Origin of the sequence: Ramlibacter tataouinensis, from assembly GCF_027941915.1 — a bacterium.
Lineage (GTDB): Bacteria > Pseudomonadota > Gammaproteobacteria > Burkholderiales > Burkholderiaceae_C > Ramlibacter > Ramlibacter tataouinensis_C.
On sequence record NZ_CP116009.1, the window covers coordinates 1,633,788 to 1,654,041 of the forward strand.

A 20,254-nucleotide genomic window follows, 5' to 3' on the forward strand; every position below is an offset into this window, starting at 1 on the left:
CCCGGCACTTACTGCAGCGCCTGCAGGCCCGCCACCAGCCAGCCGCTGGCCCCGTTCTTGGGCTTGGTCATGTTCCAGACCTCGCGGAACGGGCTGGGGCCGGCCGAGGGCTGCTCACGGATCATCCCGGAGAACTCGACGCTCGCCATGTAGGCGTCGCCCAGGTCCTCGATGCCCAGCATCTGCGCCTGCAGCATCAGCACCTCGGTCTTGTTCGGCTCGCCGCTGGCGTGCTTCTCGCGCTCGGCCAGCTGCTGGCGGATCTCGGCCAGCATCTCGTCGGTCATCATCGAGCGCAAAGTGCCGATGTCCGAGCGGTCCCAGGCGTCCTGCAGGGTGTGGAAGTTGCGCTTGGCGGCATTGACGAAGCCGTCCGTGTCGAACCCGGCCGGAACGCCCCAGTTCTGCGAGCCACCCAGCGCCGAGCCGATCTGCAGGCCGCTGCCGGCCGGCTTGCCGGCGTCGAAGGCCATGCTGCCGCTCTCCCAGGGCCGGGCCGATGCATCGTTGCCGACCTTGTCGGGGCTGTACTGGCGCGGCGCGGTGGCCAGCTCGGGGCCCCCCTGCCAGCCCATCGAACGGCCGGCCGAGGCCGGCGCACGGCGGCGCATCAGGAAGCCGACGGCGACCATGATCACCAGTGCCAGCAAGGCGAACAGCATGAACTGCGCGAGCGCCGGTCCGAAGCCCAGTGCGTTCGCCAGCCAGGCCAGTCCGAGGCCGGCCGCCAGCCCGCCGAGGATGCCGCCCCAGCGCGACCGCGCAGCCGGCGCGGCGGTGTTCGCGGCGCCCGGGCGGGCCTGGGCTGCCTGGGCCGGCTGCTGGCCGGCCTGCTGCTGGCCCGCGTTCTGCGCCGGCCCCTGTTGCGGCGGCGGTTTGGCGGCTTCGCGCTGCGTCACGTTGGGCGATTGGCGCCCGAACGAGCCGCCGCCGCCCATGCGGCGAGCGTCGGCTTCCAGGCTGGTGGACAGCGCGAGCACGCCCACGAGTACGGCAGTCGACAACTTCATGATCGATCCTTCCTGATCAGTTTGCAGTTCGGGGGCAGATGGGGGTTCAGCACTTGATTCCAACATGCAGGGCGACGACGCCCCCGGTCAGGTTGTGATAGTCCACATGCCCGAAGCCGGCTTTCTTCATCAGCTCCTTGAGTTCCTCCTGGCCCGGGTGCATGCGGATCGATTCGGCCAGGTAGCGGTAGCTGGCCGAGTCGCCCGCCACCAGTTGTCCCAGCCGCGGCAACACCTGGAACGAGTACCAGTCATAGGGTCGCGCCAGCGGCCGCGCCACCTTCGAGAACTCCAGCACCAGTAGCTTGCCGCCGGGCCTGAGCACGCGGGCCATCTCGGCCAGGGCGGCGTCCTTGCGCGTCATGTTGCGCAGGCCGAAGGCCACGCTGACCAGGTCGAAGCGGGCGTCAGCAAACGGCAGCTTCTCAGCGTCGCACACCAGCGTGGGCAGCACCACTCCTTCGTCCAGCAGGCGATCGCGGCCGGTGCGCAGCATGGCCTCGTTGATGTCGGTGTGGACCACGCGGCCGCCGGGGCCGACCTTGCGGGCGAAGGCCCGGGCCAGGTCGCCGGTGCCGCCGGCGATGTCGAGCACCTGCTGGCCCGGCTGCAGGTTGGCCACCAGCACGGTGTAGGCCTTCCAGGCGCGGTGCAGCCCGAGCGACATCAGGTCGTTCATCAGGTCGTAGCGCGGCGCGACCGAGTCGAATACGCCGCGCACCCGGCCCGCCTTGTCGCGCTCCTCGACCGATTCGAAACCGAAATGCGTGCTACCCATGCCCCGATGGTAGGGGCAATCCCGGCGAGCGGGCGCGGATGGCCTCAGTGATGGCCGCAGCCGTGGCCGCCGCGCGTCACCATCGGTGCGTCGCGGTCGGCGCCGGCCTGCTCGAGCCGGCGCTCGTAGTCGGCCCACAGCTGCTCCTGCTGCGAGCCGAGGAAGTAGAGGTACTCCCAGGAAAAGATGCCGCTGTCGTGGCCGTCTGAGAAGCTCGGCTGGACGGCATAGTTGCCGATCGGCTCCAGGCCCAGCAACTGCACCTCGCGCTTGCCGGTCTGCAGCACCTCCTGGCCGGGGCCATGGCCCTGCACCTCGGCCGAGGGCGAGTAGATGCGCATGAGCTCGAACGGAATGCGGAACACCGCGCCGTCGGAAAAACCGACTTCCAGCACGCGCGACTGCCCGTGCACCGTGATCGACTGGGGCGCCGGAGCGCCGGGGGTGAGGCCTGCCATGGAGAATTGGATCAGAAACGGACGCCGATGTTCACGTACAGCTTGTCGTCGCCATTTTGCGGCGAGGACGCGTTCAGCGCCAGCGGCACCCGGCTGCCGGCGACCAGGCGGCCGTACTCGACCGAGGCGACCAGCGGCCCCCGGGTATAGCGGGCGCCCAGCCCGATGCTGCCCAACCGGTCGCTGGCCGGCTTGGTGGTGCCGTTGGGGCTGTTGTTCCACAGCCAGCCGGCATCCGCGAAGCCGAACAGCCGCAGGCCCGGGCCCAGCTCGGGCGTACTGAGCTCGACCGAGCCGGCCAGACCCTTGTCGCCGGACAGCGGCCGCTCGATGGCGGTGCCCCGCACCGAGCCGGAGCCGCCCAGCCCGAACTGCTCGCCCGAGATCAGCACGTCCGGGCTGTACTGGTACTGGGCCCGGGCCGACAGCAGCCAGCTGCCGGCGAACGGGGCGGCGTAGTGCAGCGTGCCGCGCAGCGCCTTCCAGCGGGTGGTGGCGACGCGCGGGTCCTCGCTCTGGTAGGAGGCCAGGTCGTTGGCGCGGCCACTGCCGGTGTTGACCGCCAGGTAGGCGTCGTAGCCCCAGACGGCGGCATCGGTCTCGGTGCGCGCGTTGTAGCCCAGCACCAGGGGGCGGCTGCGGCGGTCGAGCGCGCCGGGCACGACGATGTCGTTGATGCGCGCCGCCTTGAACACCTTGTCTTCCAGCCCGAGCACAAGGTAGCTGCGCCGGCCCCCTTCGGGCGGCAGGTACCAGGTGTAGTTCAGCCCGAAGGTGTGGCCGGCACCGGTGCTGGTGAAGGCGCCGAAGTTGCCGACCACGTCCGAGCGCGTGTAGCTGGCGCCGACGACGCCGCCGAGCGCATACAGCGGCACCCGGTAGGCCAGGCCGACCTGCTGGACGTCGGACAGGCGCTCCAGCGAGGTGGTGTACGCGCCGGTGAACTGGTGGTCGCGGTCGAACAGGTTGGTGTGGCCACCCGAGACCGTCAGCCGGTCGCGGCCGGTGGAATCGGAGCCGGTGTTGGAGGCGTTGACCGCGAAGGTCCAGGGCCGGCTTTCCTTGACCGTGACGGTGGCGTCGATGCGGTCCGGCTCGTCGCCTTCGCGGATGCCGACCTGCACCTGCCTGTTGGGGTTTTCGTTGGCGATCGCGGTCTGCACGGCCAGCCGCTTGAAGTTGGGCGTGCGGCCCTCCTGCAGCTCCGGCAGCGCGCGGCGGACGTTGCCGGCGCCGTGGATCTGCGCGCCCTCGACGGCGACCTTGTGGACCGAGAAGGTGACGATCTCCAGCCGCACGGTGGCGCCCACCTCCTGCGGCGGCAGCGACACGCGGTGCAGGCCGTAGCCCCGAGCGCGCAGGGCCGCCTCCAGCGCGCCGGTGGCCTGCTGCAGGCTGCCCATGGTGGCATCGGCGCGAACGAAGGGCGCCAGGATGCGGCCGGTCTCGGCCGGACCCAGCGGGTTGTCGCCCGTGACCTGGAAGCCCTGGATCGCGAACACCGGCTCGGGCGCCGGGGCCAGCGGCGCTGCCGGGGCCTGACCCCAGGCGGCGCCGGCCACCGCCGACAGCGCCAGTGCCAGCACGGCCGGTGCGACCCGTCGGCGTTGCCCGTGCGCGGGCGCGCCATTGCGCTTGAACATGATCTCGCCCCTCATCCTTGTGCGGCCGCGGCCCGGCGACAGGGCGCCGCCACGGCCGGGTGACCCGTCAACTGCAGGTGTTCCTGCTTCTCACGTTGTTGTCCTGCAGCACCGACTGCAGCAGCGGGTTGCGGCTGGTGGGCAGCGGCACGCTGTCGAAGTCGATGAACTTCGGGATGTCCAGAGGCCGGGCCGTGTTGCCGTCCTGCCCGGCGAAGCCGGCCTCGCCCCGGCCCAGGTGCAGCACCTCGCCGGCGGTGGCCACCTCGATGTGGCCGTCGCGCACGAACACGAACAGGCCCTCCTGCGCGTCGGACACGTTCTCCTTGGCGAACAGCTTGGCCGGCACCGCCACGCCGTCGGGACGCGGCGCGTCGATGGCCGGTGGGTTGCTGATCGGCACGATGCCGGCGGTGGGCGAGATGAACAGGCCCTGGCCGGCCTGCAGCACCTGCAGCGCGGTCTGGCCGTCCGGCGTGACGACCACCGAGCCCAGCCAGTTGAAGACGGTCAGGCCGGCGTCGTTGCCGGCCGGCGGCTCGCCCGCGCAGGCGCCGGTGCAGCCGATGTCCAGGCCGGTGCCGCGCACGCCGATGGTGGCGGTGGCGGTGGCAAAGCCCACGTTGCGGTTGTTGGCCTTGGCGATCAGGCCGGTCAGCGCGCGCACGGTGCCGCGCAGCACCGAGACCAGGAAGCGGCCCTCGGCCGCGTTCTGCTCGTCATAGACGAAGTTGTCGACCCGGAAGCGAGTGGACGCGCCCAGCGTGATGCGGGTGTCGTCGCGGAAGGCGATCACGGCTCGGGTGCCGGCACCGGTCTCGACCACGTCGCCCGGATAGATGCTGCCGCCGTCGACCAGCCGGCGGCGCTGGTTGCCGGCGTCCACCGCGAACAACTCGCCTTGCGCCTGCACGACCTTGGCGCTGGCCAGCACGGCGTTCGGCCGGGACCGCTCGGCCACCTTGCCCGACTCGGCGGCGCAGTCGCGCGCGCACAGGCGGGCGTCGAAGTCGGTGCCCCGGATGCCGATGGTGGCGGTGCTGGTCTGCACCCGCGCCGCGTGGGGGGAGCCCTTGGCGATCAGGCCGGTGACCGCGCGAAAGCCGCCGCGGATCATCTGCAGCAGCATGCCGTTGTCGGGCGCGTTCTCCTTGAACTGGTACTGCGACAGCACCAGCTCGGAGTTGGGCCGCACCGTCATCCGGGTGCCGTCGGCCAGCCGCACGATGGCCGAGGCCCCGGCCGAGGTGGTAAGGCGGTCGCCCTGCTGCAGGGACAGGCCCTTGCCCAGCGTGCGCGGGGCCTGCCCCGGCGCCTGCGCGAAGCCGACGCCGCGCGCGAATTCCACCTCGCCGGCGGCCTGCGCCAGCACGGCCCCGCCGGCCAGCGCCAGCAGCGCGCCCGCCGCCAGCCTGGCCAGAGCCTGGTTGATGTCTTGCCCCCGCATGGCGCCCTCCGGATCCTCTGCTTGCCCGCAATCTGTATCCGGATGTTATACCCACCGCCGAGCTGCCGGCGGCAGCACCCGCGCCGGCAGCGGCCTGGCCGCCGTGCAGAAGTCACGGCCGGGTGGCGCGCGGCGCCCCCCGCCGTCAGACCAGGACGCGCTCGATGCCGCCCGCGTTGGCGGCCTGCACGTAGCCGGGCAGCCAGTCCTCGCCCAGGATCTGCCGCGCCATCTCGATCACGATGTAGTCGGCTTCCAGCAGGCCGTTCTGCAGGTCATGGCCGTAGCGGTTCAGCCCTTGCAGGCAGCTCGGGCAACTGGTGAGCACCTTGATGTTGTCCTGCGGCCCGACGGCGCCGGAAGCGCGCAGCGCCGCTTCGTCCATGCGCAGCTGCTCCTCCTTGCGGAATCGCACCTGGGTGGCGATGTCCGGCCGGGTGATGCCGAAGGTGCCCGATTCGCCGCAGCAGCGCTCGGTCTTGCGCACGTTGTCGCCGAGCAGCGCCTTGACGGTCTTCATCGGCTCCTGCTGCTTCATCGGCGTGTGGCAGGGGTCGTGGTACAGGTAGCCGCCGCCGCCGGGCAGGGTGATGCCCTTTTCCAGCAGGTACTCGTGGATGTCGACGATGCGGCTGCCCGGGAAGATCTTGTCGAATTCGTATCCCTGCAGCTGGTCGTAGCAGGTGCCGCAGCTCACCACCACCGTCTTGATGTCCAGGTAGTTCAGCGTGGTCGCCACGCGGTGGAACAGCACCCGGTTGTCGGTGATGATCTTCTCGGCCTTGTCGTACTGGCCGCTGCCGCGCTGCGGGTAGCCGCAGCACAGGTAGCCCGGCGGCAGCACGGTCTGCACGCCGGCGTGCCACAGCATGGCCTGGGTGGCCAGCCCCACCTGCGAGAACAGGCGCTCGGAGCCGCAGCCGGGGAAGTAGAACACGGCCTCGCTCTCCGCCGTGGTGCCCTTCGGATTGCGGATGATGGGGACGTAGTCCCTGTCCTCGATGTCCAGCAGCGCCCGCGCCGTCTTCTTCGGCAGCCCGCCGGGCAGCTTCTTGTTGACGAAGTGGATCACCTGCTCCTTGATCGGGGCCGGTTCGTGGGTCGAGGGCGGCAGCGCCACCTGCTTGCGGGCGAAGCCGCGCAGCAGGTCGTTGGCCAGGCGCTGGGCCTTGAAGCCGACGCCGACCATGCCGGCGCGCACCAGCTTGATGGTGTCCGGGTTGGTGGCGTTGAGCATGAACATGGCGGCCGCGTTGGCCGGGCGGAAGCTCTTCTGCCCCATCTTGCGCAGCAGGTTGCGCATGTTCATCGACACGTCGCCGAAGTCGATCTTCACCGGGCACGGATTGGCGCACTTGTGGCAGACCGTGCAGTGGTCCGACACGTCCTCGAACTCCTGCCAGTGCTTGATCGACACGCCGCGGCGGGTCTGCTCCTCGTACAGGAAGGCCTCCACCAGCAGCGAGGTCGCCAGGATCTTGTTGCGGGGGCTGTACAGCAGGTTGGCGCGCGGCACGTGGGTGGCGCACACCGGCTTGCACTTGCCGCAGCGCAGGCAGTCCTTGATGGAATCGGAGATCGCGCCGATGTCCGACTGCTGCATGATCAGCGACTCGTGCCCCATCAGTCCGAAGCTGGGCGTGTAGGCATTGGTCAGGTCGGAATAGACCGAGGTCTCGCCCTGCTGGGTGGACGGGCGCAGCAGCTTGCCCTTGTTGAAGCGCCCTTCGGGATCGACCTTGGCCTTGTAGTCGGCAAAGGGACCCAGCTCCTCGTCGGTCAGGAACTCCAGCTTGGTGATGCCGATGCCGTGCTCGCCCGAGATCACACCGCCCAGTGAGCGCGCCAGCGCCATGATGCGCTTCACCGCCGCGTGCGCCGCCTGCAGCATCTCGTAGTCGTCGCTGTTGACCGGGATGTTGGTGTGCACGTTGCCGTCGCCGGCGTGCATGTGCAGTGCCACCCAGACCCGGCCCTTGAGCACGCGCTTGTGGATCGCCTCCACCTCGTCGAGCAGCGGCCGGAACGGCTGGCCCGAGAAGACCTGCTGCAAGGGCGCCCGGATCTGGGTCTTCCAGCTGGCGCGCAGGCTGTGGTCCTGCAGTTGCGGAAACAGGGGCTCGATCTGGTCCAGCCAGCCCTGCCACTGCGCACGCACTTCGCCGATCAGGGCCAGCGCCTGTGCGACCCGGTCTTCCAGCAACTCCGCCGACGGGATCTCGTGCGCGTCGTCCAGCTTGCCCAGCGGCAGGCTGCCGCGCCGGAAGAAGCCCTCCAGCTCGTCGGCCAGGCGGATCTTGTTGCGCAGCGACAGCTCGATGTTGATGCGCTCGATGCCGTCGGTGTACTGCGCCATCCGCGGCAGCGGGATCACCACGTCCTCGTTGATCTTGAAGGCGTTGGTGTGGCGGCTGATGGCGGCGGTGCGCTTGCGGTCCAGCCAGAATTTCTTGCGCGCCTCCGGGCTGATCGCCACGAAGCCCTCGCCGCTGCGCGAGTTGGCGATGCGAACCACCTCGGAGGTGGCGCGCGCCACCGCGTCCGGATCGTCGCCCACGATGTCGCCCACCAGCACCATCTTGGGCAGGCTGCCGCGTTTGGACTTGGTGGTGTAGCCCACCGCGCGCAGGTAGCGGTCGTCCAGGTGCTCCAGCCCGGCCAGCAGGACGCCGCTGCGGTCCTTCTCGGCGAACATGAAGTCCTTGATCTCGACGATGCTGGGCACCGCATCCCGGGCGTTGCCGAAGAACTCCAGGCAGACGGTGCGGGTATGGGCCGGCATCCGGTGCACCACCCAGCGCGCGCTGGTGATCAGGCCGTCGCAGCCTTCCTTCTGGATGCCCGGCAGGCCGGAGAGGAACTTGTCGGTGACGTCCTTGCCCAGCCCTTCCTTGCGGAACGCGGCGCCGGGCACGGCCAGCGTCTCGTGGCGCAGCGGCGTCTTGCCATCGGCGGCGAACCAGCGCAGCTCGAAGGTGGCGACCGCCGCGTCGTGGATCTTGCCCAGGTTGTGGTCCAGCCGCGTGACTTCCAGCCACTCGGCCTGCGGCGTGACCATGCGCCACGACACCAGGTTGTCCAGCGCCGTGCCCCACAGCACCGCCTTCTTGCCGCCGGCGTTCATGGCGACGTTGCCGCCGATGCAGGAAGCCTCGGCCGAGGTCGGGTCCACCGCGAACACGAATCCGGCGCGCTCGGCGGCGTCGGCCACCCGCTGGGTGACCACGCCGGCCTCGGTCCACACCGTGGGCACCGGCTGCGCATGGCCGGGGATCATGACCGGCTCGACCTCGCTCATGGCCTCGAGCTTCTCGGTGTTGATCACCGCGCTTTTCCAGGTCAGCGGCACGGCGCCGCCGGTGTAGCCGGTGCCGCCCCCGCGCGGGATGATGGTCAGGTCCAGCTCGATGCAGGCCTTGACCAGGCCGGCCATCTCGGCCTCGGTGTCGGGCGTGAGCACCACGAACGGGTACTCGACGCGCCAGTCGGTCGCGTCGGTGACGTGCGACACGCGCGACAGGCCATCGAACCGGATGTTGTCGCGCGCGGTGTGCCGCCTGAGCTTGCGCTGCACCTGGCGGCGCAGGTCGGCGGTCTCGCGGAAGCCCTCGTCGAATGCGCGCACGGCCCGGCGCGCGGCATCCAGCAGCTCGCCCACCAGGGCGTCGCGGCCGGCGTCGTCGGCCGGCGTGCGGCGCTTGGCGACCTCGGCCAGCCGGTGCTCCAGCGCCTCCACCAGCAGGCGCCGCCGCCGGGGGTTGTCCAGCAGGTCGTCCTGCAGGTAGGGATTGCGCTGCACCACCCAGATGTCGCCCAGCACTTCGTAGAGCATGCGGGCCGAGCGGCCGGTGTGGCGCTCGTCGCGCAGCCGCTGCAGCAGCTCCCAGGCGCGCGATCCGAGCAGGCGGATGACGATCTCGCGGTCGGAGAACGAGGTGTAGTTGTAGGGGATCTCGCGCAGGCGCGGCGCTTCGCCGGAGGTGGCCGCCAGCAGCTGGTCGAGCTTGGTGGGTGCGTTCATCGTTGCGGGTCGTGCCCCGCGGCCAGCGGGGAGCAGGTCAGCCGGAACGATTGGAAGGCGGCTGAGGGCGGATGTTACCGCAGCGCAACAAGACCTTCGAGCCCGGCGGCCATGCCGCAGCTCGCTGCGCTCATGGAAAGTCCGGTACGCACCCCCCGCCCGAGCGGCTCTAATCTCTTGTCACAATTCGGCTGTAGAGTCACGCGCTCGTGACCAATTCCTCAGGAGTCCGCATGAAAAAACTGAAGCTTTGCGCCGTGGCCCTGGCCGCTGCCGTCACCCTGCCTGCCGCAGCGCAGACCGAGATCCAGTGGTGGCATTCGATGGGCGGTGCCCTCGGCGAGTGGGTCAACGACCTGGCCAAGGAATTCAACGACAGCCAAAAGGACTACCGAGTCGTGCCCACTTTCAAGGGCAGCTACTCGGAGTCCATGACCGCCGGCATCGCCGCCTACCGCGCCGGCAACGCCCCGCACATGATCCAGGTGTTCGAGGTCGGCACCGCCACCATGATGAACGCCAAGGGCGCCATCGTGCCGGTGGCCCAGGTGATGAACCAGGCCGGCCTGAAGTTCGACCCGAGCATCTACGTGCCGGCCGTGGCGGGCTACTACACCGCCCCCAACGGGCAGATGCTCAGCTACCCGTTCAACAGCTCGACGCCGGTGTTCCACTACAACAAGGACGCCTTCAAGGCGGCCGGCCTCGACCCCGAGAACCCGCCCAAGACCTGGCCCGAGGTGGCGCTGGCCGCCGCCAAGCTCAAGGCCAGCGGCCACAAGTGCCCGTTCACCACCAGCTGGATCAGCTGGACGCAGCTGGAGAGTTTCTCGGCCTGGCACAACGTGCTGTACGCGACCAAGAACAACGGCTTCGGCGGCCTCGACGCGCGGCTGGCGTTCAACAGCCCGCTGCACGTGCGCCACATCGAGAACCTGGCCAACATGGCCAAGAGCGGCCTGTTCGTCTACAAGGGCCGCGACAACAAGGCCGACGCCACCTTCGTGTCGGGCGAGTGCGCGATGGCCACCGGCTCCTCGGCGATGGCCGGCAGCGTCAAGCGCAACAGCAAGTTCGCCTACGGCATCGGCACCCTGCCCTACTACCCCGACGTGCCCGGCGCGCCGCAGAACACCGTGATTGGCGGCGCGAGCCTGTGGGTGATGGCCGGCAAGAAACCCGCCGAGTACAAGGGCGTGGCCCAGTTCCTGAACTACCTGTCCAAGCCCGAAGTGGCGGCCAAGAGCCACCAGCGCACCGGCTACCTGCCGGTCACCAAGGCCTCGTTCGAGCTGACCGACAAGTCCGGCTTCTACAAGCAGAACCCGGGCTACGACGTGTCGGTCAACCAGATGATCCGCAAGACCACCGACAAGTCGCGCGGCGTGCGCCTGGGCAACTTCGTGCAGATCCGCACCATCATCGACGAGGAACTCGAAGGCGTGTGGCAGGGCAGCAAGCAGCCCAAGGAAGCCCTGGACAACGCGGTGCGCCGCGGCAACGAGCAACTGGAGCGCTTCCAGAAAGCGAACAAGGCCTGAGGCCTTGCTCGCATTCCGTCGCGCTCCGCTGCTCGCGGTGAATTGACGGCACCCCTCCACCCTTCCCCGCCCAAGCGGGGAAGGGTGATCGCAGGCCGATCAGGGGGAGCGCCCAGGTTGGCCGGAAACCACTGCCAGGGACCGTGACCCGAAGCCCCGCGTAGCGGGGTTTTTTCATGCGCACCGCCATCTTCGGGCGGCGCGGAGCGACCCCAACCTCAACCGTTCAACGACAATACCGCCCCATGGAGAAGAGGGTCCTGTTCAAGTCGGCGTGGCTGCCGTGGGTGCTGATCGCACCCCAGATGGCCATCATCCTGGTGTTCTTCTTCTGGCCGGCCGGCCAGGCCCTCTACCAGAGCGTGCTGCAGGAAGACGCCTTCGGCTCGCACAGCGAGTTCGTCGGCATGGCCAACTTCCAGCGCCTGTTCGACGACCCGGGCTACCTCGACTCCTTCCGCACCACCGCCCTCTTCTCCGTGCTGGTGGCGGTGGGCGGGCTGGCCGTCTCGCTGCTGCTGGCCGTGATGGCCAACCGGGTCGTGCGCGCCTCCGGCATCTACAAGACCCTGCTGATCTGGCCCTACGCGGTGGCCCCCGTGGTGGCTGGCGTGATGTGGCTGATGATGTTCTCCTCGCCCTACGGCACCATCCGCTACGCGCTGATCGAGCTGGGCTTCGACTGGAACCACCTGCTCAACGGCCGGCACGCGATGGCGCTGATCGTGATGGCGGCGATTTGGAAGCACATCTCCTACAACTTCCTGTTCTTCCTGGCCGGGCTGCAGTCGATCCCGCAGTCGCTGATCGAGGCCGCCACCATCGACGGCGCCAGCCCCTGGAAGCGCTTCTGGAGCATCGTGTTCCCGCTGCTGTCGCCCACCACGTTCTTCCTGCTGGTGATCAACGTCGTGTATGCGTTCTTCGAGACGTTCGCCATCGTCGATGCCGCCACCAGCGGCGGCCCCGGCAAGGACACCTCGATCCTGGTCTACAAGGTCTACTACGACGGCTTCAAGGCGATGGACATCAACGGCTCAGCCGCGCAGTCCGTCGTGCTGATGGCCATCGTCATCGCGCTGACGGTGATCCAGTTCCGCTTCGTCGAGAAGAAGGTGCACTACTGAAATGATCGAGCGCCGCCCCGTCCTCGACTTCGTCGCCCATGCCATCCTGATCATCGGGGTGGTGGTGATCGGCTTTCCGATCTACATGACCTTCATCGGCTCGACCCAGACCGCCGAGCAGATCTCCAGCAGCAACCCGATCTCGCTGCTGCCCGGCAGCAACTTCTGGGAGAGCTACCGCTTCGCCCTGTTCGGCGGCAAGACCGAAGCCGGCGCCACCGTGGCGCCGGCGCTGCCGATGATGGGCATCAGCCTGGCCAGCGCGCTGATCATCGCCGTCGGCAAGATCGCGATCTCCCTCCTGTCGGCCTTCGCCATCGTCTACTTCCGCTTCCCGGCCAAGGGACTCGTGTTCTGGATGGTGTTCGTCACGCTGATGCTGCCGGTGGAGGTGCGCATCGGCCCGACCTACGAGGTGATCTCCGACCTGCGCATGCTCAACTCGATGGCGGGCCTGACGGTGCCGCTGATCGCCTCGGCCACCGCCACCTTCCTGTTCCGGCAGTTCTTCCTGACCGTCCCCGACGAACTGGTGGAAGCCGCCCGCATGGACGGCGCCGGGCCGATGCGCTTCTTCAAGGACGTGCTGCTGCCGCTGTCCAAGACCTCGATGGCGGCGCTGTTCGTGATCCAGTTCATCTACGGCTGGAACCAGTACCTGTGGCCGCTGCTGGTGACCACCGACGAACGGATGTACCCCATCGTCATGGGCATCAAGCGCCTGATCTCCGGCGAGGTCTACATCGAGTGGAACGTGGTGATGGCCACCGCCATCCTGGCCATGCTGCCGCCGGCGCTGGTGGTGATCCTGATGCAGAAGTGGTTCGTCAAGGGCCTGGTGGATACAGAAAAGTAAATGACCTTGCGTGACGGACCAAGAAAGTCGCGCAGCGACTTTTTGCTCTGTCACCAACTGACTAGCAGCGTGGCACTGGCCCGGTACTTGAAATTCTTATGGCATCCCTCTCCCTGAACAACGTCGTCAAGCAATACGGCAAGGGCAAGCACGCCCTGCAGGTGATCCATGGCGTCAGCGCCGAGATCGAGAAAGGCGAGTTCATCGTCATCGTCGGTCCCTCGGGCTGCGGCAAGTCCACGCTGCTGCGCATGGTGGCCGGGCTGGAGGAGATCTCCGGCGGCGAGATCCGCATCGGCGACCGGGTGGTCAACCGGCTGGAGCCGGCCGAGCGCGACATCGCCATGGTGTTCCAGAACTACGCGCTGTACCCGCACATGAGCGTGTTCGAGAACATGGCCTACGGCCTGAAGATCCGCAAGATGCCGCCGGCGGAGATCAAGGCGCGGGTGGACAAGGCCGCCGGCATCCTGGAGCTGGCCCACCTGCTGGACCGCAAGCCGCGCCAGCTCTCCGGCGGCCAGCGCCAGCGCGTGGCCATGGGCCGCGCCATCGTGCGCCAGCCGCAGGTGTTCCTGTTCGACGAGCCGCTGTCGAACCTGGACGCCAAGCTGCGCGCGCAGACCCGGCTGGAGATCCAGAAGCTGCACCGCGAACTGGGCATCACCTCGCTGTTCGTCACCCACGACCAGGTCGAGGCCATGACGCTGGCGCAGCGCATGATCGTGATGAACGCCGGCGTGATGGAGCAGTTCGGCACGCCGGAAGAGGTCTACCACCGCCCGGCCTCCACCTTCGTGGCCAGCTTCATCGGCTCGCCGCCCATGAACCTGCTCAAGGACGTCCCCGGCAGCCGCGGCGGCACGGTGCTGGGCATCCGGCCCGAACACCTGGACATCGGCAGCGATGGCTGGGAAGTGCGGGTCGAGACGGTGGAGCTGCTGGGCGCCGAGCGCCTGGTCTATGGGCGCATCGGCGGCGAGGCGGTGATCGTCCGCACCGATGAGTCCCAACCGGCCCCGGCCGCCGAGTCGATCATCCGGGTGCGCCCGCGCGAGGACCGGCTGCACTGGTTCGACGCCGGCTCGGGCAAGCGGGTGGCGGCATGAAGCACTGGCCTTACCCGCGCTGGGTCGCGCATCGCGGCGCCGGCAAGCTGGCGCCCGAGAACACGCTGGCGGCATTCCGCCTCGGCGCCGAGCACGGCTATCGCATGTTCGAGTGCGACGCCAAGCTGTCGGCCGACGGCGTGGTGTTCCTGATGCACGACGCCGAGCTGGACCGCACCACCAACGGCACGGGCATCGGCGGCGACAGGCCCTGGGGCGAGCTGGCGCGGCTGGATGCGGGCAGCTGGCATTCGCGCGCCTGGGCCGGCGAGCCGCTGCCCACGCTGGAGAACCTGGCGCGCTTGTGCCTCGGCAACGGCTACCACCTGAACATCGAGATCAAGCCGACCGACGTCGCGATCGCGCAGCGCACCGGCGAAGTGGTCGCGCGCGAGGCGGCCCGGCTGTGGACCGGTGCCGCCGTGCCGCCACTGCTGACCTCGTTCCGGCCGGAGTCGCTGGCCGGCGCGAAGGCGGTGGCGCCGCAGCTGCCGCGCGGCCTGCTGCTGGACAGCCTGTGGCAAGGCTGGCTGGAGATGGCGCTGCAGCTCGACTGCGTGGCACTGGTGTGCAGCCACGCGCTGTGGGACGCAGCCACCGTGGCGCAGGCGAAAAGCGCAGGGTTGCGCTGCCTGAGCTACACGGTGAACGACGAGTGGGCCGCCCAGCGCCTGTGGGACCTGGGCACCGACGCGATCATCACCGACCGCGTGGACCTCTTCGCGCCGGTCTGAGCACCGCCCCGGAGAGCCCGGGGACCTGGCGCCTCCTGGGCGCGCCCTTACTTCAGATCGCCCGCCAGCGACGCCAGCGCCTCGGCCGGGATGTTCATGTGGGCCGGGTAGTTGCGGTGGTCGCAGCCCAGCTTGACGGCGGCGCCGGCCTTCACGGCAGCGCGCATGGGCGGATCCAGTTCGAACCGCAGGAAGTGCACCGACGAGGTCTTCTCGTCGTTCTCGCGCTCCAGGTCCTCGTCGGCGATGGCATACACCCGGGCGTGGCCTTCGACCTCGACGAACATGCGGTCCTCCACCCCGATCAGGCGGGCCAGTTCGCGCCGGCGCTCGCTCTCGTCGGGATACTCGATCATCAGCGTGGCCTTCCAGTTGCCGCCGTCCGGCACCAGCGGCGCATAGGCCTCGATCTCGGACTGGATGCCCTCTTCCTCGAAGATCTTCTCGATGCGCAGCATCTCCTGGATCTGGTAGCGCATCGACAGCTCGCTTTCGAACTGCACGGTCATGTGCTCGCCGAGCTGCACGCTGCGCTGCTTGCGATGCGCGATGACGTCCCCCTTGTGGGCCTTGCGCCACTTGGCGTAGGCCTCCAGCGACATCAGGTTGTCGGGGGTGATCTTGCCGGTCGTTTGCATGGGGGTCACAGTCCGTAGGCCTTGCGCACCAGGCTCAGCGGGTGCTCCAGTTTCGGCGTGCCGAGCTGGTTGACCTCGAAGCCCTGCGCGATGTGGTGGCCGCCCAGCGGGCAGTCGGAGCTGATGTAGTCGGGCGCGCCGCCCGCCGGGTGCTCGGCCATCCGGCGGAACAGCGGCTTGCCGATCTTCATGGCCATGGCGTGGTACTGCTTCTTGACGCCGTAGGTGCCGGCATGGCCCGAGCAGCGCTCGTGCGTGGCGACCTCGGTGCCGGGCACCAGCTTGAGCACTTCCTCGGTGCGCTTGCCGATGTTCTGCACGCGGCCATGGCAGGGCGTGTGGTAGCTCACCTTGCCCAGCGGCTGGCTGAAATCGGTCTTGAGCAGCCCGTCGCGCCGGCGCGCCGACAGGTACTCGAAGGGGTCCCACATCGCTTCCTTGACGGCCTGCACGTCGGCATCGTCCGGATACATCAGCGGCAGCTCCTGCTTGTACATCAGCGTGCAGCTCGGCACCGCCGACAGGATGGCCCAGCCCTCGCGCGCATAGCGGGCCAGCACCGGGATGTTGGCCTGCTTGAGCTTGTCCACCCCCTCCAGGTCGCCCAGCTCGAGCTTGGGCATGCCGCAGCACTTTTCCTTGTCGACCAGCCGGTACGGGATCTCGTTGTGGGCCAGCACCTTGAGCAGGTCATGGCCGATGCCCGGCTCGTTGTAGTTGACGTAGCAGGTGGCGTAGATGGCCACCTTGCCCGGTGTCTTGGCGCCGTCCCGGACCGCGAACTCCTGCGACTTCGGCGCGCCGGAGCGGAACTTGCGCGTGGCCAGGTCGGGCAACCAGGCGTCGCGGTCCACGTTCAGCACCCTCTCCATGACGGCCCGCGCCGGCCTGGTGTGGTTCAGTGCGTTGGCCGCCTGCACCACGATCGGGATGCCGGCGAAACTGCCGTGCGTGTCGGTGGAGGCCAGGAAGCGCTCGCTGGCCGGAATGCCCTTCCTGAACTTGATCGCCTTGGCCCGCAGCATGGTGTGCGGGAAGTCCACGTTCCACTCGTGCGGCGGCACGTAGGGGCACTTGGTCATGTAGCACAGGTCGCACAGGTAGCACTGGTCCACGACCTTCCAGTAGTCGGACTTGTCGACGCCGTCCAACTCGCCGGTCTTGCCTTCGTCGACCAGGTCGAACAGCGTCGGGAACGCGCCGCACAGGCTGACGCAGCGCCGGCAGCCGTGGCAGATGTCGAAGATGCGTTCCAGCTCCTTGAACGCCGCCCCCTCGTCGTAGAAGGCGGGGTTGCGCCAGTCGATGGGGTGACGGGTGGGAGCTTCGAGGCTGCCTTCGCGCGGGAGCATGTCGGGGTCTTCTTCTCGTCCGGGTTCGGGTGAGGCGTGCGCGGCGCACCCCTCACCCCAACCCCCTCCCCGCGGGGAGGGAGCCGGCAGCACGGCTCAGTCGACCAGCTCGTTCAGCGCCCTGGTGTAGCGGTTGGCGTGCGAGCGCTCGGCCTTGGCCAGCGTCTCGAACCAGTCGGCCACTTCGTCGAAGCCCTCGTCGCGCGCCGTCTTGGCCATGCCCGGGTACATGTCGGTGTACTCGTGCGTCTCGCCGGCCACGGCGGCCTTGAGGTTGTCGCGGGTGCCGCCGATCGGCAGGCCGGTTGCGGGGTCGCCGCACTGCTCCAGCCACTCCAAATGGCCGTGCGCGTGGCCGGTCTCACCCTCGGCGGTCGAGCGAAACAGCGCTGCCACGTCGTTCTGGCCTTCCACGTCGGCCTTGTTGGCGAAATAGAGGTAGCGGCGGTTGGCCTGCGATTCGCCGGCGAAGGCAGCCTTGAGGTTTTCTTCCGTCTTGGAACCCTTGAGGGTGGCCATGGCAGTCTCCTTGAGTGGGTGGATCGGTTGAGCGGAACGCCTCGGGCCGGGGCCCAGGGACGAGAAGACTGTAGCGCCGCACCCCTGCGGGGTCTATTGGCGGCGTCAATCCGCAGCATTGAAGATGGCTAAGAACACCATAGGCTGCATCCATGGGCTGCTTCGTGGCCGCGCTGCCTCGCGACGCATTACGGTAAAGTAAACGCGTTACGCATTGTTGAATCCAGGAGATCCCATGGCCGCCGCCCCCCACACTGCCGCGCTGCCGGCGCCCGCGCCCATCCAGCAGCTGCACCACTACGCCTACCGCGCGCGCGACGCCGAGGAAACGCGCCGCTTCTACGAGGACATCCTGGGCCTGCCGCTCTACCACATCATCCAGAGCGACTACGTGCCCAGCACCGGCGAGTACTGCCCCTACACCCACTTCTTCTTCCGCCTGCAGGACGGCTCGTTCATCGCGTTCTTCGACCTCGGCGACGACCAGGCCTGCGAACCGTCGCCCAACACGCCCAAGTGGGTCAACCACATCTCGTTCCGGGTCGACTCGATCCAGGCGCTGGAGGACATGAAGGCGCGGCTGCAGGCGCATGGCGTGGATGTGCTGGGCGTGACCGACCACCACATCTTCCACAGCATCTACTTCTTCGACCCCAACGGCATCCGGCTGGAGCTCACGGCCCAGCTTGCCGACGAGTTCCAGATGCTGCAGGAGAGCAGGACCGCCCATGCGCGGCTGAACGAATGGACGGCCCGCAAGGAGCAGTGGCGCAAGGACCGCGCCCAAGGCAAGGCCGACCAGCCGCTCAAGCCGCAGCGCAACGACCGGCCGGAATTCGTGAAGAAGTAGGCGTCATCCTCCGCGAAGGCGGAGGACCCGGCGCCACGCGCCTGCGGCTCTCGCACCCGCGTTGCGGTGGATTCCCGCCTTCGCGGGAGTGACGAAGGGGATTGGCGCATGAAGATCCTGGCAACGAGGAGACTGAAACAATGGACGAGCTGAGGACGGGCTATGCGGAAACCGCCCTGACCAACGGCTACGAATTCACCTCGGGCAGCGGCTACCGGCTGCCCGAGTACCCGTTCGAGGTGCCGGCCGAGCTCGCGAGCGGCAAGGTCGGCGAGCACCCGGTCGTCATCGTCGGCGCCGGACTGGCCGGGCTCACAGCCGCCGCGGCGCTGGCCAGCTATGGCGTGCCGGCCGTGCTGCTGGACGAGGACAACACGGTCGGCGTCAAGGGCGCCTCCTCGCGCGGCATCTGCTACACGCAGAAGTCGCTGGAGATCTTCCATCGCCTGGGGATCTACGAGCGCATCGCGCGCAAGGGGATCCAGTGGAGCGTCGGCCGCACCTTCGCCGGCGAGGACGAGGTCTACTCGTTCGACCTGCGCCAGCAAAGCGGCTACAACCTGTCGATCCAGCCGCCCTTCATCAACATCCAGCAGTTCTACATCGAGGGCTACCTGGTCGAGCGCATCCGCGAGCTGGGTAGCGTGGAACTGCGCTGGAACAACCGCGTCACCGGGTTCGAGCAGGACGCGGCGGGCGCCACCCTGTCCGTCAGCACGCCGGCCGGCGACTACCGCCTGCGGGCCCGCCACGTGATCGACGCGACCGGCTGCCACAGCCCATTCCGCCAGTGGGTGGGCGCCAGCGTCACGGCGAAGAAGGGCGACGACCGCTGGTGCATCGCCGACGTTCGCTTCACCTGCCACCCGCCGGTGGAGCGCCATACCTGGATCGAGGCGCCGTTCAACGAGAACCGCGCGGTCTGGCAGCATTTGATGGGCGACGACGTCTGGCGCATCGACTACCAGATGGCGCCCAACGCCGATCCCGAGGAGGTCAGCCGCGAGGACGTGGTGCGCGAGCGCCTGCAGCGCCAGTTCGGCGCCGACTGCCAGGTCGAGATCGTCTGGGTCGGCCCCTACGCCTACCGCAGCGAATGCGTCGATGCGATGCGGCACGGCTGCGTGTTCTTCGTCGGCGACGCCGCCAAGGTGGTCAGCCCGTTCGGCGCGCGCGGCGGCAACACCGGCATCGCCGACGCCGACAACCTGGCCTGGAAACTGGCCGCCGTGCTCAAGGGCCGCGCGCCCGCCAGCCTGCTGGACAGCTACCACGAGGAGCGGCACGAGGCCGCCCGGCAGAACGTGCAGGTGACCAACCGCACGGCCCGCTTCCTGCGGCCGGCCGACGGCATCGAGCGCGTGTTCCGCACCGCCGCCGTGAGCCTGGCGCGCCAGCATCCCTTCGCCCGCCAGCTCGTGAACACCGGCCGCATGGCGGTGGCCAATCCCTACACCAGCTCGAGCGTGTGCGAGCGCACCGGCGGCCTGTCGGTGCAGAACGTGGCCTTCGAATGGGCCGACGGCTCCCGCGGCGTGGTCAACGACCTGCTGCGCTGGGCCGACGGCCGCCTGCTGCTGCTGGTGTTCGGCGATCCCGGCCGCGCCGGCCTGGCGCGCCTGCGCGAGCTGTCGCAAGCGGCGCCGCTGCGCTGCGTGCAGGTGCTGGGCCCCGGGCAGCGGCCCGGGGCGAGCGAATACGTGCGCGACCCGCTAGGCCACCTGCAGGGCGCCTGCCACGTGTTCGGCCATGCCTGGGCGCTGCTGCGGCCCGACAGCTACGTTGCCGCCACGGGCGAGAGCGTGGATGCCAGCCTGGTGCAGGCCATCGCCTGCGCGCTGGGCACGCGCGGAGCCGACGCATGAAGCTGCCCACCGCCATGAAGACCACCCTGAACTTCCAGGATGCCGACACCTTCTACGAACAGCTCCTGGACGCCCACCAGGGCCTGACACGGGAACAGTCGGAATTGCTCAATGCCCGCCTGATCCTGCTGCTGGCCAACCAGGTCGGCGATGCGCAAGTCCTGCGCGATTGCGTGCAGGCCGCGGCCGCCCTGCCGCAGCCCCCGGGCGCGACGGCGCCTGCGCCCGAATAAAATCGGGCCTTCCCCGCTCGCCGCATCCGCGGGTGCCGTGACCACGGTGCCCGCGGGCGCGGCATTTGATCGC

The 20,254-nt window shown here is 68.8% G+C and carries 17 protein-coding genes; 8 read left to right on the top strand and 9 right to left on the bottom strand.

Annotation, left to right across the window (positions count from 1 at the left end):
• Positions 1 to 8: 8 nt before the first annotated feature.
• The 6 genes from PE066_RS07740 to PE066_RS07765 form a co-directional block, all read right to left on the bottom strand.
• On the bottom strand, positions 9 to 1,010 hold the full coding sequence (locus tag PE066_RS07740; RefSeq protein WP_440480587.1) for a Tim44 domain-containing protein: 1,002 nt from the start codon (positions 1,008 to 1,010) through the stop codon (positions 9 to 11).
• Between the two features lie 46 nt (positions 1,011 to 1,056).
• Positions 1,057 to 1,788 carry a bifunctional demethylmenaquinone methyltransferase/2-methoxy-6-polyprenyl-1,4-benzoquinol methylase UbiE gene (gene ubiE / locus PE066_RS07745; protein WP_271235975.1) on the bottom strand — a complete coding sequence of 244 codons (732 nt, stop codon included), beginning with the start codon at positions 1,786 to 1,788 and terminating at the stop codon, positions 1,057 to 1,059.
• 44 nt (positions 1,789 to 1,832) lie between these two features.
• Entirely contained in the window at positions 1,833 to 2,246 is a 414-nt protein-coding gene (locus PE066_RS07750) for a DUF971 domain-containing protein (RefSeq protein ID WP_271235976.1), read from the bottom strand.
• Positions 2,247 to 2,257: 11 nt separating this feature from the next.
• Positions 2,258 to 3,889, bottom strand: a complete 1,632-nt coding sequence (locus tag PE066_RS07755) for a ShlB/FhaC/HecB family hemolysin secretion/activation protein (RefSeq protein ID WP_271235977.1) — start codon at positions 3,887 to 3,889, stop codon at positions 2,258 to 2,260.
• Between the two features lie 67 nt (positions 3,890 to 3,956).
• The gene (locus PE066_RS07760) at positions 3,957 to 5,336 is read right to left on the bottom strand and encodes a FecR family protein (protein WP_271235978.1); all 1,380 of its coding nucleotides are present in this window, start codon (positions 5,334 to 5,336) and stop codon (positions 3,957 to 3,959) included.
• Positions 5,337 to 5,481: 145 nt separating this feature from the next.
• Positions 5,482 to 9,357 (bottom strand): FAD/FMN-binding oxidoreductase, encoded by a 3,876-nt coding sequence (locus PE066_RS07765; protein ID WP_271235979.1) that lies wholly within the window; start codon positions 9,355 to 9,357, stop codon positions 5,482 to 5,484.
• A gap of 233 nt (positions 9,358 to 9,590) precedes the next feature.
• On the opposite strand from PE066_RS07765, the gene ugpB reads away from it, so the two are divergent.
• From ugpB to ugpQ, 5 genes are all read left to right on the top strand, one after another.
• On the top strand, positions 9,591 to 10,898 hold the full coding sequence (ugpB, locus tag PE066_RS07770; RefSeq protein WP_271235980.1) for a sn-glycerol-3-phosphate ABC transporter substrate-binding protein UgpB: 1,308 nt from the start codon (positions 9,591 to 9,593) through the stop codon (positions 10,896 to 10,898).
• A 245-nt stretch (positions 10,899 to 11,143) separates the two neighbouring features.
• On the top strand, positions 11,144 to 12,025 hold the full coding sequence (gene ugpA, locus PE066_RS07775) for a sn-glycerol-3-phosphate ABC transporter permease UgpA (protein ID WP_271235981.1): 882 nt from the start codon (positions 11,144 to 11,146) through the stop codon (positions 12,023 to 12,025).
• Position 12,026: 1 nt separating this feature from the next.
• Positions 12,027 to 12,881, top strand: a complete 855-nt coding sequence (gene ugpE / locus PE066_RS07780; RefSeq protein ID WP_271235982.1) for a sn-glycerol-3-phosphate ABC transporter permease UgpE — start codon at positions 12,027 to 12,029, stop codon at positions 12,879 to 12,881.
• 98 nt (positions 12,882 to 12,979) lie between these two features.
• A complete protein-coding gene (locus PE066_RS07785) occupies positions 12,980 to 13,990 on the top strand; it encodes a sn-glycerol-3-phosphate import ATP-binding protein UgpC (RefSeq protein WP_271235983.1) in 1,011 nt (336 codons plus the stop codon).
• Complete coding sequence (gene ugpQ / locus PE066_RS07790; RefSeq protein WP_271235984.1) at positions 13,987 to 14,724, top strand: glycerophosphodiester phosphodiesterase; 738 nt, start codon at positions 13,987 to 13,989, stop codon at positions 14,722 to 14,724. The genes PE066_RS07785 and ugpQ overlap by 4 nt, the downstream gene beginning before the upstream one ends.
• A gap of 47 nt (positions 14,725 to 14,771) precedes the next feature.
• Here ugpQ and PE066_RS07795 read toward each other — a convergent pair whose 3' ends face one another.
• The 3 genes from PE066_RS07795 to PE066_RS07805 form a co-directional block, all read right to left on the bottom strand.
• Positions 14,772 to 15,362 (bottom strand): DUF3501 family protein, encoded by a 591-nt coding sequence (locus tag PE066_RS07795; RefSeq protein ID WP_271235985.1) that lies wholly within the window; start codon positions 15,360 to 15,362, stop codon positions 14,772 to 14,774.
• A gap of 5 nt (positions 15,363 to 15,367) precedes the next feature.
• A complete protein-coding gene (locus PE066_RS07800) occupies positions 15,368 to 16,714 on the bottom strand; it encodes a (Fe-S)-binding protein (protein ID WP_271235986.1) in 1,347 nt (448 codons plus the stop codon).
• Between the two features lie 96 nt (positions 16,715 to 16,810).
• The gene (locus PE066_RS07805; RefSeq protein WP_271235987.1) at positions 16,811 to 17,233 is read right to left on the bottom strand and encodes a rubrerythrin family protein; all 423 of its coding nucleotides are present in this window, start codon (positions 17,231 to 17,233) and stop codon (positions 16,811 to 16,813) included.
• A gap of 235 nt (positions 17,234 to 17,468) precedes the next feature.
• Between PE066_RS07805 and PE066_RS07810 the strand changes: the two genes are divergently transcribed.
• The 3 genes from PE066_RS07810 (at position 17,469) to PE066_RS07820 (ending at position 20,181) form a co-directional block, all read left to right on the top strand.
• The gene (locus tag PE066_RS07810; RefSeq protein WP_271235988.1) at positions 17,469 to 18,083 is read left to right on the top strand and encodes a VOC family protein; all 615 of its coding nucleotides are present in this window, start codon (positions 17,469 to 17,471) and stop codon (positions 18,081 to 18,083) included.
• Between the two features lie 140 nt (positions 18,084 to 18,223).
• The gene (locus tag PE066_RS07815) at positions 18,224 to 19,948 is read left to right on the top strand and encodes an FAD-dependent monooxygenase (protein ID WP_271235989.1); all 1,725 of its coding nucleotides are present in this window, start codon (positions 18,224 to 18,226) and stop codon (positions 19,946 to 19,948) included.
• Entirely contained in the window at positions 19,945 to 20,181 is a 237-nt protein-coding gene (locus PE066_RS07820) for a DUF2783 domain-containing protein (protein ID WP_440480588.1), read from the top strand. The genes PE066_RS07815 and PE066_RS07820 overlap by 4 nt, the downstream gene beginning before the upstream one ends.
• The last annotated feature ends 73 nt before the right edge of the window (positions 20,182 to 20,254 follow it).

Excerpts from the sequence above, each read along its gene's own strand:
- PE066_RS07740 (WP_440480587.1), bottom strand. The coding sequence starts at position 1,010 with ATGAAGTTGTCGACTGCCGTACTCGTGGGCGTGCTCGCGCTGTCCACC.
- ubiE (WP_271235975.1), bottom strand. The coding sequence starts at position 1,788 with ATGGGTAGCACGCATTTCGGTTTCGAATCGGTCGAGGAGCGCGACAAG.
- PE066_RS07750 (WP_271235976.1), bottom strand. The coding sequence starts at position 2,246 with ATGGCAGGCCTCACCCCCGGCGCTCCGGCGCCCCAGTCGATCACGGTG.
- PE066_RS07755 (WP_271235977.1), bottom strand. The coding sequence starts at position 3,889 with ATGTTCAAGCGCAATGGCGCGCCCGCGCACGGGCAACGCCGACGGGTC.
- PE066_RS07760 (WP_271235978.1), bottom strand. The coding sequence starts at position 5,336 with ATGCGGGGGCAAGACATCAACCAGGCTCTGGCCAGGCTGGCGGCGGGC.
- PE066_RS07765 (WP_271235979.1), bottom strand. The coding sequence starts at position 9,357 with ATGAACGCACCCACCAAGCTCGACCAGCTGCTGGCGGCCACCTCCGGC.
- ugpB (WP_271235980.1), top strand. The coding sequence starts at position 9,591 with ATGAAAAAACTGAAGCTTTGCGCCGTGGCCCTGGCCGCTGCCGTCACC.
- ugpA (WP_271235981.1), top strand. The coding sequence starts at position 11,144 with ATGGAGAAGAGGGTCCTGTTCAAGTCGGCGTGGCTGCCGTGGGTGCTG.
- ugpE (WP_271235982.1), top strand. The coding sequence starts at position 12,027 with ATGATCGAGCGCCGCCCCGTCCTCGACTTCGTCGCCCATGCCATCCTG.
- PE066_RS07785 (WP_271235983.1), top strand. The coding sequence starts at position 12,980 with ATGGCATCCCTCTCCCTGAACAACGTCGTCAAGCAATACGGCAAGGGC.
- ugpQ (WP_271235984.1), top strand. The coding sequence starts at position 13,987 with ATGAAGCACTGGCCTTACCCGCGCTGGGTCGCGCATCGCGGCGCCGGC.
- PE066_RS07795 (WP_271235985.1), bottom strand. The coding sequence starts at position 15,362 with ATGCAAACGACCGGCAAGATCACCCCCGACAACCTGATGTCGCTGGAG.
- PE066_RS07800 (WP_271235986.1), bottom strand. The coding sequence starts at position 16,714 with ATGCTCCCGCGCGAAGGCAGCCTCGAAGCTCCCACCCGTCACCCCATC.
- PE066_RS07805 (WP_271235987.1), bottom strand. The coding sequence starts at position 17,233 with ATGGCCACCCTCAAGGGTTCCAAGACGGAAGAAAACCTCAAGGCTGCC.
- PE066_RS07810 (WP_271235988.1), top strand. The coding sequence starts at position 17,469 with ATGGCCGCCGCCCCCCACACTGCCGCGCTGCCGGCGCCCGCGCCCATC.
- PE066_RS07815 (WP_271235989.1), top strand. The coding sequence starts at position 18,224 with ATGGACGAGCTGAGGACGGGCTATGCGGAAACCGCCCTGACCAACGGC.
- PE066_RS07820 (WP_440480588.1), top strand. The coding sequence starts at position 19,945 with ATGAAGCTGCCCACCGCCATGAAGACCACCCTGAACTTCCAGGATGCC.